The 13,220-nt window shown below is 34.5% G+C and carries 16 protein-coding genes; 14 read left to right on the top strand and 2 right to left on the bottom strand.

Annotated features, from left to right (window positions below; all coding sequences use genetic code 11):
* Nucleotide 1 precedes the first annotated feature (1 nt).
* From OPR58_RS07000 to OPR58_RS06935, 14 genes are all read left to right on the top strand, one after another.
* On the top strand, nucleotides 2–1,186 hold the full coding sequence (locus OPR58_RS07000) for a hypothetical protein (protein ID WP_265022332.1): 1,185 nt from the start codon (nucleotides 2–4) through the stop codon (nucleotides 1,184–1,186).
* Nucleotides 1,186–1,380 (top strand): hypothetical protein, encoded by a 195-nt coding sequence (locus tag OPR58_RS06995; RefSeq protein WP_114517444.1) that lies wholly within the window; start codon nucleotides 1,186–1,188, stop codon nucleotides 1,378–1,380. The genes OPR58_RS07000 and OPR58_RS06995 overlap by 1 nt, the downstream gene beginning before the upstream one ends.
* On the top strand, nucleotides 1,377–2,819 hold the full coding sequence (locus OPR58_RS06990) for a hypothetical protein (protein ID WP_265022331.1): 1,443 nt from the start codon (nucleotides 1,377–1,379) through the stop codon (nucleotides 2,817–2,819). The genes OPR58_RS06995 and OPR58_RS06990 overlap by 4 nt, the downstream gene beginning before the upstream one ends.
* A gap of 10 nt (nucleotides 2,820–2,829) precedes the next feature.
* Nucleotides 2,830–3,390 carry a hypothetical protein gene (locus OPR58_RS06985; protein WP_265022330.1) on the top strand — a complete coding sequence of 187 codons (561 nt, stop codon included), beginning with the start codon at nucleotides 2,830–2,832 and terminating at the stop codon, nucleotides 3,388–3,390.
* Nucleotides 3,383–4,567, top strand: coding sequence for a phage tail sheath subtilisin-like domain-containing protein (locus OPR58_RS06980; protein ID WP_265022329.1), 1,185 nt, complete (start codon nucleotides 3,383–3,385; stop codon nucleotides 4,565–4,567). Before OPR58_RS06985 ends, OPR58_RS06980 begins: the two co-directional genes overlap by 8 nt.
* 15 nt (nucleotides 4,568–4,582) lie before the next feature.
* Complete coding sequence (locus OPR58_RS06975; RefSeq protein ID WP_208571690.1) at nucleotides 4,583–5,089, top strand: phage major tail tube protein; 507 nt, start codon at nucleotides 4,583–4,585, stop codon at nucleotides 5,087–5,089.
* 46 nt (nucleotides 5,090–5,135) lie between these two features.
* Nucleotides 5,136–5,393 (top strand): phage tail assembly protein, encoded by a 258-nt coding sequence (locus tag OPR58_RS06970; RefSeq protein WP_264376465.1) that lies wholly within the window; start codon nucleotides 5,136–5,138, stop codon nucleotides 5,391–5,393.
* Nucleotides 5,394–5,502: 109 nt separating this feature from the next.
* Nucleotides 5,503–7,794 carry a phage tail tape measure protein gene (locus tag OPR58_RS06965; protein ID WP_264376466.1) on the top strand — a complete coding sequence of 764 codons (2,292 nt, stop codon included), beginning with the start codon at nucleotides 5,503–5,505 and terminating at the stop codon, nucleotides 7,792–7,794.
* The gene (locus tag OPR58_RS06960; RefSeq protein WP_226079687.1) at nucleotides 7,794–8,141 is read left to right on the top strand and encodes a phage tail protein; all 348 of its coding nucleotides are present in this window, start codon (nucleotides 7,794–7,796) and stop codon (nucleotides 8,139–8,141) included. The genes OPR58_RS06965 and OPR58_RS06960 overlap by 1 nt, the downstream gene beginning before the upstream one ends.
* Nucleotides 8,142–8,167: 26 nt before the next feature.
* On the top strand, nucleotides 8,168–8,347 hold the full coding sequence (locus tag OPR58_RS06955) for a tail protein X (RefSeq protein WP_264685729.1): 180 nt from the start codon (nucleotides 8,168–8,170) through the stop codon (nucleotides 8,345–8,347).
* On the top strand, nucleotides 8,344–9,309 hold the full coding sequence (locus OPR58_RS06950) for a phage late control D family protein (RefSeq protein ID WP_265022328.1): 966 nt from the start codon (nucleotides 8,344–8,346) through the stop codon (nucleotides 9,307–9,309). Before OPR58_RS06955 ends, OPR58_RS06950 begins: the two co-directional genes overlap by 4 nt.
* 58 nt (nucleotides 9,310–9,367) lie before the next feature.
* Entirely contained in the window at nucleotides 9,368–9,913 is a 546-nt protein-coding gene (locus tag OPR58_RS06945; protein ID WP_214303457.1) for an ankyrin repeat domain-containing protein, read from the top strand.
* Nucleotides 9,914–9,980: 67 nt separating this feature from the next.
* Nucleotides 9,981–10,196 carry a hypothetical protein gene (locus OPR58_RS06940; protein WP_006015629.1) on the top strand — a complete coding sequence of 72 codons (216 nt, stop codon included), beginning with the start codon at nucleotides 9,981–9,983 and terminating at the stop codon, nucleotides 10,194–10,196.
* Between the two features lie 8 nt (nucleotides 10,197–10,204).
* Nucleotides 10,205–11,119, top strand: a complete 915-nt coding sequence (locus OPR58_RS06935) for a patatin-like phospholipase family protein (protein ID WP_265022327.1) — start codon at nucleotides 10,205–10,207, stop codon at nucleotides 11,117–11,119.
* A gap of 95 nt (nucleotides 11,120–11,214) precedes the next feature.
* On the opposite strand, the gene wmk (OPR58_RS06930) is transcribed toward OPR58_RS06935, so the two are convergent.
* Together wmk (OPR58_RS06930) and wmk (OPR58_RS06925) are read right to left on the bottom strand one after the other, a co-directional pair.
* Nucleotides 11,215–12,201 (bottom strand): WO male-killing family protein Wmk, encoded by a 987-nt coding sequence (wmk, locus tag OPR58_RS06930; protein ID WP_265023180.1) that lies wholly within the window; start codon nucleotides 12,199–12,201, stop codon nucleotides 11,215–11,217.
* 46 nt (nucleotides 12,202–12,247) lie between these two features.
* Nucleotides 12,248–13,156: a WO male-killing family protein Wmk gene (gene wmk / locus OPR58_RS06925; protein WP_264377705.1), complete on the bottom strand. Its 909-nt coding sequence runs from the start codon at nucleotides 13,154–13,156 to the stop codon at nucleotides 12,248–12,250.
* Nucleotides 13,157–13,220 lie beyond the last annotated feature (64 nt).

Below are 13,220 nucleotides of genomic sequence, written 5' to 3'. Positions count from 1 at the left end.
TATGCTCACAGCCAACAACCAGGGAAAATTAAAGGGAAAGATAAAAATCCCAGCAAATATTCCAGCAGGTACTAAATTAGTACAGTTTTATGGGGATAAAGGAAGCTATGGAGAGGCAACTTATACTGGTAAAAAAACAATTACCATAGAAGAAAGAAGAAGAGTGATCTCAGCAAGACGAGTTGATCCTTTAGCGCAAACATTTACTCTAAATGAAAGCAGGCACATAGGAGGTCTAGAGTTATGGTTTATAAATAGAGGCAAAAAACGTGTTGCTGTGCAGATTAGAGAAACAGCAGTGGGAATGCCCTCACAAACTGTCATTGCTGAAAGCTATATTGAGCCAAAAGATATAAAGATAGATGGCACAGCAACACGTATAAAGTGGTCACCAGTGTTTTGCCATGCAGGAGAGGAGTATGCAATAGTACTGCTTACTGATGATCCTGGTACTGCAGTCAAAATAGCAGAACTTGGCAAATATGATGCAGTAAATAGCCGTTGGGTAACAAGTCAGCCATATCAAGTAGGAGTATTACTTTCATCTAGCAACGCAAGTACTTGGACACCACATCAAAATTTAGATCTAACTTTTAGGCTTTTAGCAACGAAGTTCACTGAAAATTCTCACGTTATTGATCTTGGTAAAGTTACTGCAAATAACGTATCAGATTTAATTGTTTTGACGAACGTCGAAAAAGTAGCATTTGATACCAATGTAGAATTTATTCTGACAGATGAAGAAGGAAAAGAAAATTTTCTATCTGATAACTTGCCGCTCGCGCTGCGTGAAAGACTATCTGGAGAGTTAACAGTAAAGGCAAATTTAAAAGGGTCAAAAGAAAAAAGTCCAGTGCTATATCCTGGGTTACAGCTAGTTCTAGGTAATCTTTCAGAGTCTGGAGATTATGTTACAAGAAGTATTACAGCAGGAGCTAACACTAAAATTACCATAACGTATGATGCGCTAATACCTGGCACTGCAGATGTAAAAGCATATGTGCAAAAAAATGTGGATTGGCAATTAGTAAATTTAACATCAGGAAAACCAATTGGGGAAAATTGGGTGGAGAGAACTCATGTACTATCAAATTTTAATGGCAATGAGACTAGGGTAAAATTAGTTTTAAGTGGAACAGTTGTTTATCGCCCTAAGGTAAAAAATCTCAGAGTGATTGTCACATAATGACTGTTGACCAAACCAAACGAGGATATCCACTGCCTCATCCAGAAAATATTGCAGTTCAAGATGTGGTACGTATTCGAAGAGCTATAGAAAAAATAGATGAAGATATTACCGAAAGAGAAGATGAGCATAATCAACTAAAAAATAATTTTAAACGATTTAGATTTGAAACTTTTTTGAATTTTTGGGAATGAAAGAAGCAATAGAAGCGTTACATCAAAGGATAAAGGATTTAGCAGTAAGTAGCACAGCTGATCAACTGGCATATCTTGCAAAATCGCTGGAATTGATAGCAGATAAAAAAGCTATTTCTGATATTGCGCAAATGACTAAAGTAAAAGAAATAATTGATGCACTACAAGAAAGGCTTAGGGATTTAGCAGCAAACAGTACACCAGATCAATTAGCATATCTTGCTAAAGCATTGGAATCAATAGTCGACAAAAGTGCAGTTTCTGAAATTGTACAGATGACTGATGGTAAGCTAAAAGAGCTTCTTGATAGTGCAAAAAAACACTTAACTGATCTGGATAATAAAAAAGCTAGTTCTTTAGCAGTGATCTCTGAATCAGAGAAGCAGTTATTAAAGAGAATTGATGAAAAAGGAACAACAAATTTATCGCTACTTGATACGAGAAAGAATGCCAATATTGCAGCAATAAATAGCATTAGTAATAGTCATAAAGATGGTCTTAAAGGTTTAGTAGAAGATTTTCGTGCTGTTAATAATGTACCATCTGGCTCATCAATTATTGGGGAAATAGAAACTCGTGATAACCAATTAAAAACATCCCTGATAAATGAGGTAAAAACTCGGGATGAACAGTTAAAAGTGTCTCTTATAAATGAAATAAGAAAGCGCAACATGGTTGAACCAGGGTCATTACCTTTCTTATTTAGTGTACTTGGCAGAAAAAATAATTATTTTGGCCACGGAACTTTTACGACAGAGCTTGGAAAGTGGAGTAGTGATATAACAAAAACTGACTATATGTTACAACTACTAGCAGGTAGCCATACGTACAATACAGATTACGTTAGTTTTTATCGGCCAAGACAACTCAGTTTTATAGAGGGAAGTAAAGGAACATTTATTTACGGAGAGTTATGCACAAAAAGTTTTTCTGGTAGTTATGATGAGATATACTATTATCCGTATGCTGCACTTGGAGTAGTATTTGTAAAAAATACAACCAATGTGAACATAAATAAGACAATAGAATTTGTTGGATCATCGTATTCGAGTACGGAGTATGGGGGAGCAGGATTATTTGTGGGAACACCAGATAATACCAATTCTAATAAATCAAGTATTTCAAGAATAATATGGAAAAATGTTTACCAATACACGAGTTCTGATAGCAAGTTAGCTGGATCTGGTAATGTGGAGATTCCAGCAGGAAAAACAGTTGCAATATTACTTTACACATCATCTTACCTGTATTCCAGGACACAAGTTAGTCAAGGTATGCTTGCATCAAATTATGTACATAACTATGGTCAATTTATTCAGTGGGGGATTTATAACATACGTAGCAATGTTCTAACTACAGGACTTGAAGTAGATGTGGAGAGAACGCTAAAAGCTTGGCAATGTCCAGGATTAGAACGAACTAATCAAATATGGCAATGAGGAGGAATTTATGACTATTTATATACGTTTTGAAAACCACAAGCAGATTGAAACAACAACACTTGAAAACAAACCAACTGGAAATGATTGGTATGAAGCACCAGAAGATTTTGATTGGCAAAAAAGCTATTGTCTAACAGAAGGGGAGAAAATTGTTGAAAGGAATAAGGAAGATATTGAGCTGGAATTATTGGAAAATGCAAAACTTTCTGCACTTTCTAGTCTCCGTACTTATTATAATAACTATACTCACCAATACGCAGGATATTCTCATCAGAAGCTTAAGTCGTACGAAATACAAGCAAAAGCCGCAGAAAACATTCTAGCAGCACCAGAATCTATAGACGAAAAAGATGCAGAAATTATAGAGCCATTAGCAAAAGTACGTGGTATTACAGTTACTGAAATGGCAAGAATCATTGAAGAAAAAGTAAAAAAAGCAGTAAAAGAAATAATGAAATGTGAAGAGTTGGAAGACATGGCGAAGAGGAAAATTGAAGAAGCCAAGAGTGAACGAGAGCTAGAGAACTTACTAAACGATTTTAAACAAAAGATGCAAAGAAATGGCTGAAGAATTTTTGCACGGAGTAAATGTTATTGAGGTAACCTCAGGGGCCAAAGCAGTACGTACAGCTAAATCATCAGTGATAGGTGTAATTGGTACTGCACCTGAAGCAGATGAGCAAAAATTTCCGCTAAATAAACCAGTGTTAGTTGCAGGAAGCTTAAAGGAAGCAGTAAAGCTCGGAAAGAGTGGAAGTTTACCTTCTGCAGTAAATGGAATATTTTCCCAGATTGGTGTAACAGTTATAGTAATTAGAGTTGAAGAGAGTGAAAACAGCGATCCAAAATTAAAAGAAGAAGAGACGCTGAAGAATATAATTGGCGGTGTTGATAAAGAAACCGGAGAATATCAGGGAATTGAGGCATTTCTCAGCAGTGAAAGCATAGTTCATGTTGCTCCAAGAATATTAATTGCACCTCAGTTTACTCATCAGTTACCTGAAATAGATGGAGTAAATCCAGTAGTGAGTGCTTTAATTTCCATAGCAGAAAAATTAAGAGCAATTATTGTTGCAGACGGACCAAATACTGTTGATGAAGAAGCAATCAAATGGAGAAAAAGTGTAGGCAGCTCAAGAGTTTACGTAGTTGATCCTTGGGTTAAGGTATTTATTGAAGGAAAAGAAGAAATTTTGCCAGCAAGCCCATTTGTAGCTGGTTTAATAGCGAAAGTAGATAGTGAGCAAGGATTTTGGCATTCACCTTCAAACAAAGAGATAAATGGTATTGTTGGAACAAGCAGGCCTATTGATTTTACGCTCGGTAATACAAATTGTAGAGCAAACCACTTGAATGAAAATGAAGTAACAACGATAATTCATCAAAATGGCTATAGGCTTTGGGGCAATAGAACATGTTCAAATGACTCAAAATGGGCTTTTTTATCAGTGAGAAGGACTGCAGATTTAATCAATGATAGTTTACTTCGAGCTCATCTCTGGGCAGTTGATCGAAATATTACCAAAACTTATATAGATGATGTAATTGAGGGGGTGAATTCTTATTTGGCCAATTTAAAAGCACAAGGAGCTATTATTAGCGGAAAATGTTATGCAACACCTGAACTCAATACACCGGCAAATATTGCAAGCGGGAAAGTATATTTTGATTTCGAATTTACACCACCATATCCAGCAGAACAGATTACTTTCAGGTCACATCTTGTGAGTGGTACAATATTATAAAAATGGGAGAAAGAGATGTTACCGAAGATTTTAAAGAATTTTAATGTATTCGTAGATGGTCGGGGTTATGCAGGAAAAATTGATGAGATAACGTTACCAAAGCTCACCATAAAAACCGAAGAATATCGTGCTGGTGGTATGGATATCCCAATAAATATTGACATGGGCATGGAAAAGCTTGAAGCAGACTTTACTTTCGCTGAGTATGATTCAGAACTATTTAGACTTTTTGGCTTGATAGATGGAAATTCAGTATCTTTAACGCTCCGTGGAGGAATGCAAGGAAGTGGTAGCAATGATATTGAAGGAGTAATAATCAATTTAAGGGGCATATTCAAAGAATTTGATTTTGGTAGCTGGAAACCTGCTGAAAAAGCAACGCTGAAGTGTACTGTAGCTGCCCATTACTATAAACTTACTATCGGTGGTAATGAATTAATAGAAATCGATGCTGAGAACATGATCCGTAAGATTAACGGTGTTGATCAAATGGCCTTGCTGCAAACGGTTTTAGGTATTTAGGTTTAGTTTTAAAAAGATTTTAGAATTTTATTTTTTAGGAGAAAGTATGACAACAGTAAAACTTGATAATCCAATAACAGTTGATGGTATTTCTATCTCAGAGCTTACCATTAGACGTCCAAAAGTTAGAGATTATCTAGCTATTGAGAGACTTAATGGTAGTGATCTAAGTAAGGAAGTAACTTTGACTGCCAACCTGACATCAGTTGCAAAAGAAGCAATTGAAGAGTTGGATATTGCTGATTATGTGAAAGTGCAAGAGGTATTAAAGGATTTTTTTTCACCGATTATCCAAAAAACTTGAGATTAGAAATACTAGTACTTGGCTCTATCATAGGTGGTGGAGTTGAGCACATTCTTGATATGGAGATTAGTGAGTTTATTTTATGGAGCAAATTAGCTAGGAAGTTCAAATGTCAGTATTATCGATAAAAATAGGTGCGGTACTTGATGGCAGTTTTAATACTGTAATAAAGGGCAGTAGTAATCAACTTACTTATCTTGGTGAGAATATAAGAAAGCTTGATTCATCTTTAAAATCAGTATCAAAGTTTAAGCAGTTGGGTAGTGATGTTTTGACTAGCAGGAGGTCGTGGAAGGGCTTTGAAGATCAGGTAAAATCTTTAGCTAAACAAATGAAAGCAATAGAGAAACCAAGCAAAACTTTAAAAGCTGAGTTTGATAAAGCTAAGTTTTCTGCAACAAAAGCAAAAGAAGCATATTTGAAAAAGAGAGATGCTTTGCATTCATTTAATGAAGAAGTAAGAAAAAGTGGAAGAAATATTAAGTCATTAGTAAGTAATCAATATAAACTTGGCTCATCTGTTGAAGCGCTAAAAGGTAAGTATGGTAAGCTTGGGTCTGCAATACGTAATCACCAAAGTTTTTTAGCAAGCAAAGCACATTTTAAGTCACAAATTATAGAGACTATTGGACTAGGTCTTTCGCTTGCAGCTCCGATCAAGGTTGCGATTGATTTTGAAAGTGCTATGGCTGATGTAAAAAAAGTAGTAAAATTTGTGCAAAATGATACTAAAGATGAAGCATCAAAGTTTGCTAAAGAATTAAAGAAATTATCTCGTGAAATACCCTTGTCAGCTGCAGAATTAGCACAAATAGCTGCAAGTGGTGGTCAACTTGGTATTGACAAAGATGATCTTATGAAGTTTACAACAGTAGTTGCTAAAATGACCACAGCGTTTGACATGTCTTCAGAAGAAGCTGGTAATGCTATTGCGAAAATATCCAATGTCTATGGAATTAAAGTTGATGGTATGGAAAATGTAGGTAACATAATAAACCATCTTTCAGATAATACTGCTGCCAAAGCTAAGGAAATGGTTCTTACACTGAATAGAATTGGTGGTAATGCTAAACAGTTTGGTTTAGAAATTGATCAAGCAAGTAGCTTAGCAAGTGCGTTCATAAGCTTAGGTAAACAACCTGAAAAAGCAGCAACTGCTATAAATAACTTTCTTAGTAAACTACAGACTGCAAGAGAGCAAAGTCCTGAATTTCATGATGCATTAGATGAGATGGGAACAAGTATAGAAGAGCTTGAACAAACCATTAAAAAAAATCCTCAAGAGGCAATATTGCAATTTCTTGAAACTTTAAAAGAAATAGATGATCAAGAGCGTGCCGGTATTCTTATGAATCTATTTGGTGCTGGGTTTCAAGATGACATTGCTCTTTTAGTAGGAAGCTTAGACATTTACAAGAAAGCTATTGAACATTTAGCTGATAAAGAAAAATATAACGCTTCAATGCAGGACGAATTTAACAATCGGGCAAATACTACAGCTAATAAATTACAATTACTTAAAAATGCAGTATTTGAAGCTGGCATGAATCTAGGGTCAGTAATGTTACCTACTTTAAATTATGTAGCTGGAAGTTTGAAAACAATAACAGAGCGTATAGCTTCTTTTGCAGAAAAACATCCAACTTTAACTACGGCAATCATGAGTACTTTAGCAGCTTTGATAAGTTTAAAAATTGCAGCAGTAGGACTAGGATACGGATTTACATTGCTAGGAAGTACGATTTTTGGTCTGAAAGCAAACCTACTTGGAGTATTTTCATTTTTATCAGCTACAGTTTTTCCTGCAGTAATAACAGGACTAAGAGCAATAACGTTTGCTGTAATGAGTAACCCGATTGGACTTTTAGTAGCAAGTCTTGTCACTGGTGCAGCTCTTGTTATCACTAACTGGCAAAAAGTGAAAGACTTTTTCTCTAGCTTTTGGAAATCACTCATTAAACCTATAGGAGAAGCTTTTTCATGGATGGGAAATACAGTAAGTAGTATATTTGCTGAGAATAGTCCGATTAGAAAATTTGAAAATAATGGAAATGTTGTTAATGAGCTTTCTAAAAATAGCATTTTCAGTAACGGAACCTCATTGACAAATAATAGTGCTATTAAACAATTTTCAGAAAATAGCAAAAGCAATTTTGAGAATTTTAAAATTAAAAGTGTTATAGAAGAAAAAAGAGCTATAGAACAAGAAGAAGTTGAGAAAGCATTCAAGAAAAGTAGATATGAAAATAGGGAATCGAAAGTATATAACCAAGCATTCTATCAAACGTTTAATATCAACATTAAGTCTGAAGATGTGCGCAGTGTTGCTGATGCAGTAATAGAAAGGTTTAGAGAACAAGCACGTGGAGCACTTTTTGATATAGTTGAAGAGTTGCATTAATGTTGCTTGGGAAATGTAAGCTTGAACTAACAAGCCTAAGATACATTAAAGAAGAAAGGTGGTATACAATTGAATGTATTGAAAAAACGTCGCTACAAAACATTGGCTCAGGAATTGAATGTATTGATTTGACAGGAGTGATTTATCCACATTATCAGAGTAATGGCTTAGAACAGCTAAAAAATATACGTGATACTCAAGAACCACACGTTCTAGTTGATAATTCAGGAAATGTGCTTGGAAATTTTGTCACTACTAATGTAGAAGAAAAACAGATATTATTTTTTCCTGATGGAAAACCAAGAAAAGTTGAGTTTATTTTGAAGTTAAAAAGTTACAGCAAGTGATTTATTATTACACTAAAGAAAACGAAATGTTAGATGAAATTTGCTGGAAACATTATGGATACAGTAGTGGAGCAGTGGAGGAAGTATTGCTTGAAAATCCAGGACTTGTAGAACATGGAAGTTTTTTGCCCGCTGGATTAAAAATTAAGCTTCCTAAAATTCAGAGAATATTGAAAGAATCTGTTATAAATATTTTAGATGAATGACACCAGATTTTGATATAGTAGCAAAAAATAACCCAGTAACAGAGGTTTTAAAAAAGAGTTTAATATCACTACGTGTAACTGATGGATCCGGTACTACAAGTGACGAAGCCGAGATATATATTAGTTATAGCTCTAGCGCTTTAGAACTTAAGGGTAATTTACAAATTTTTCTCGGATATAAAGAAACAGGTTTACTACCTATGGGAGTATATAAGGCAAATCAAATTACAATACAAAGTCCACCACAAACTTTAAGAATAAAATGTGATGCTGCAAGTTTAAGAGGATCATTAAAGGAAAGAAAATCAAAGGAATGGAAGGACATTACCTTAGGAGATTTAATTAAAGAAATAGCACAAAAGCATGGGTATGAAGGTAAAGTCGCTGAAAGATTTGAAAATATATTTATACCACATATCATTCAAGCAGATGAAAGCGACATGAGTTTTTTGGAAGGGTTAGGGAAAAAATATGATGCACTAGTAAAACCAGCAGGAGGATATATAATTTTTATTCCAAAGGGAGAAGCAAGATCAGCAACTGGAAAGATGTTAGGCACAACAGTACTTACACCTAAAGATGTTATAAATTGGGAGGTAAATTTTAATGTGCGTAACAAATATGGATCTGTTATTGCAAAATGGCACAGTTATGAAAAGGGAGAAACTATAGAAGAGAAAGTGGGAAATGAGGGTCCAAGTTATACCCTGCAAACGCTTTACTCTACCGCAGAATCAGCAATTAGTGCAGCAGCAGCTAAGTTAAGACAACTAAAACGTAGTACATCAAACTTAAATGTAACTGTTCCTGGTAATCCAGAATTATTTGCAGAAGCTAAGATCAGCCTTTCAGGATTTTGTCAGGAAATTGAAGGTGAATGGATAATTAGCAAGGCAGAACATATTCTCAATAATAGGGGATATCAAACTATAGTAGAGGCAACAGTGAGCAAAGCTGTTTAAGTGAAACTTAAGCAAATGATTATTTAATTCTAGATGGGTATAATTATTGCAGTACTACATGAGCAGAAATGTAAGAAGGCTTTTTCATAAAAATTCAATTATACGTCAAGGAGAATTTGATGGATTAATTTTTCTTATAGTGCTAACGGTGTGTATTGTGGTTATATATTTTTCCTTGTTTAAAAAAGGAGATGAGAGTTACAGCGCCACATTAGAAATCGCAGCTAAGAACTGTGACTTGGAAACTGTGAAATCCTTGATAAAAGATAATATAAGTATTGGTGAAAAATCATTACGTTATGTTGCAGGAGAAGGATGTTTAGAAATCGTAAGGTTTTTAGTAGAAGATGGTATTGATATTAATGCTACTAATAAATTTAAATGGACAGCGCTACATTCTGCTGCAGATCAAGGCTATTTAGAAATCGTTGAGTTTCTATTAGAAAAAGGAGCGAATCCTAACATAAAGGATAGCAATGGAAAAAGCCCTAGAAGAATAGCTGTAATGGCATCAAGGCACAACAAAGATAAACCTTACAGAGAAATAATAAAGCTACTTGCAGAAGCAGAGGATCGATACAAATCAATAGAAAGAAATCACTAAAGCTGTAAGTTTTCTATAATCTGTATATAAACTTCTAAAACTATCCATAACAAGTTAATATTTTCACATGAAAAAGCAAAAAATCCCAATCACAGTAATAGTAACGATAGTAATACAGACCATAGCAACAATTTGGTGGCTCGCTAAGCTTGATTTAAAAGTACAAATTCATGATCAATTTATAGAACGAAATCACGAACTAATGGAAACAGTTTATCGCCTTGAGGAGCGGGTAAAAAACCTCATTGAAGAAGTTAATGAGCTTGAGCAAAAACACAAATAAATTTCACAGTGGCAAAATACATCCTTTCAGTTGACGGCGGAGGCATAAGGGGCATAATACCAGCCATTATTCTAGCAGAAATAGAAAAAAGAACAAGAAAGAGGGTAGCTGAAATCTTTCACTTAATGGCAGGAACCTCAACTGGTGGAATTGTTATTGCTGGATTATGTAAAAAAGATAAACCTCAATATTCTGCTAATGATTTAGTCGAGTTCTATCGGGAATATGGACCATATATTTTTAAGTCTTCATTCTTTAGGCGATCAATATTATCTTGGTTTAATTGCACACAATACCCACATAAAAATATTGAATTTGTACTGGATAAATATTTTGGAGAGGATATTCTAAAAAACACATTAAGTAAGGTACTGATAACAAGTTATGATATTCACAATAATCGTCCATTTTTCTTTAAAAACTGGAAAGAAGGTAATATTAAGCTGAAAGATGCACTCAGAGCTGCAACGGCTGCACCTACTTATTTCATACCAAAACATCTAAAAATTGACCAGATAGATAGAGTATTAGTGGATGGAGGGGTTTTTGCTAATAATCCAGCGTCTTGTGCATATGCAAGTGGTAAGAGGTTATTTCCAAATGATGATATTCTACTGTTATCGATAGGTACTGGAAGAACAGATAGAAGCATAGAGTATGCCAATTCAAAGAGATTTGGAAAAATAGGCTGGATAAAACCTTTGTTAAATGTGATGTTTGCCTCTGGATTGGACTGCGTAAATTATCAGATGAATCAAGTAATAGGCAATAGATACGTAAGAATACAATCGCAATTGAAGCTAGCGTCGGCTGACATGGATAACATTACATCAAAAAATATCAAATCTCTTCAACAAGAGGCAAAGGCAATGGTAGAGGACAATCAGAAATTAATAGATAAACTTTGCGATTTCATATCTTAATTTATACCAAGCAAAATTCAACTGAGCCAAAAAAGTTGGTTAGCAAATTCTTCTGGTTAAATCATTAACTAACTTTACTTATATCTTAAACACATTCAATTTTCACACTCACCCAACTCATCAGCAGTTAGGCCACTTGCTCGCACAATAATATCAATAGCAACACCTTCCTTAACTAGATCTTTTGCAATCTTGATTTTCTCTGCTTTTTTAACCTTTTCTTTACCAGTTTGCATTCCTTCAGATAAAGATCTGGCTACCGTATCCAGTAATTCTTGATCCTCAATTTTTTCGCATTTACCTATAAACCCAAAAACTGGCTCATTTTCATATTCTGTTAGTCCAAGAGCTTTAATGTTAACTGATAATGTCTTTGCTATCTTATATAATATTTCAATTGGAATGTCTGTATATCCTCGTTCATAGTCGTGTATTTCTTTAGGTGTTGAACCGATTTTATTTGCCAAGTCCTCCTGAGTGTATTCCCGTATTAATCTCTGCTCTTTTATCCTTTTCCCCACTTTGTAGAGTATAGAATCAGTACAAATTTCTTTCTCTATATCATCATATTCATAAGTAGATAAGCGAGTCACTTGGGAAATAATATCAACTGAAACTCCTTCTTTCACTAGATTCTTTGCTACTTCTATTTTCGCTTCTTCTTGGCTAATTTTCTCGCTAATATATACAAACCTTACTAATGGATACAGCTTCTTGCGTAATTCCTGATCCTTAATTTCTCTATGTATTTTTGTTAGATAGACTATTTCTTTATCCTCATCTTCATACCAACTGTTTTCTCTTAGTACTGTTGGTTCTGGAAGTAGATCTATAACATTAACTGACAATGCTCCTGCTATTATATACGATTCTTTGATTGTAATAGCCTTGCACCCTAGTTCAAAGTTATGTATTTCCTTATGTGTTAAACCAATTTTGCTTGCTAATTTTGCCTGAGTATACCCTTGTACTATCCTACAACCTTCTATTTTTTTCCCCAGCTCGTAGCTTGCTGAGCCAATATGCTCTGAATTATCATAGATAAATCCTCTAAAAGCTGTTTTTCCTACAGAAGCAAACATATATTCTATCACAAAAAAATCCACTATTGGCTAAGTTTTTATGAAATCACAAAAATTTCTCAATCATATAATTTGATAAGCCTGTCGTTTGCAAGATAATATCAACAGAAATTCCCTCTTTCACTAAATTCCTTGCAACTTCAATCTTCTTTTCCTCTCTGACCTTTTCTCTACAAACATGTATACCTTCAAATAAAGACTTGATTAGCATATCGCGTAATTCCCGACTCTCAATCTTTTTGTATTCTTCTATCAAGTTTGATAGCTTTTCTTCCGCTTCACTATCCTCATCTGATTCGGGAAGTAGATCTATGATACTGATTGATAATACCTTTGCTATTTCATCTAACATTTCAAGTGAGACAGCAGCTCTCCCTTGTTCATACTCGTATATTCCTTGATTTGTTATGCCAACTTTATTCGCTAAATCTTTTTGAGTATATCCTCGTATCAATCTCCACTCCTTTATCCTTTGCCCTACTTTGTATGGAATGGGAATTTTGTTCTCCTCATACTCACCAATAGATAAGTTAGTTGTTCGAGAGATAACATGAGCAGAAACTCCTACTTTCATCAAACCCCTTGCTACTTCCATTTTTACCGCTTTTCTGCTTCTTTCCTCACTCAAACGAATAAATTTGGTTAATAAATAAAATACCTCGCTTAATTCTTTATCCTTATACCCCTTTACTAAATTTAATATTTCTTCATCTTCAAAATATCTTTTTTCATTTGGTAGCATCTCCCCACAAACTAGACCTTTAACATTTACTGATAACGCTTCTGCTATAGCATATAATTTCTTAATTGGAATTTTACGACTCCCTTTTTCATATTGCAGTATTGCCCAGTACTTTACACCAACCTTCTCCGCTAAATCCTTCTGAGTATACCCTCTCTCTAACCTCCAACTTTTCACTTTTTGCCCTACTTCATAGTCTAGACTTTTTTCCATACAAAGAACCATATATAATATTTTCTACTATAGCTCAGATATAACGGCAAGAAAAAACCTCTGG

This window comes from Wolbachia endosymbiont (group B) of Ischnura elegans (assembly GCF_947251585.1).
Taxonomy (GTDB): domain Bacteria; phylum Pseudomonadota; class Alphaproteobacteria; order Rickettsiales; family Anaplasmataceae; genus Wolbachia.
Note: the sequence above shows the minus strand (reverse complement) of the source record. Positions and strands in the feature narration are given on the sequence as shown.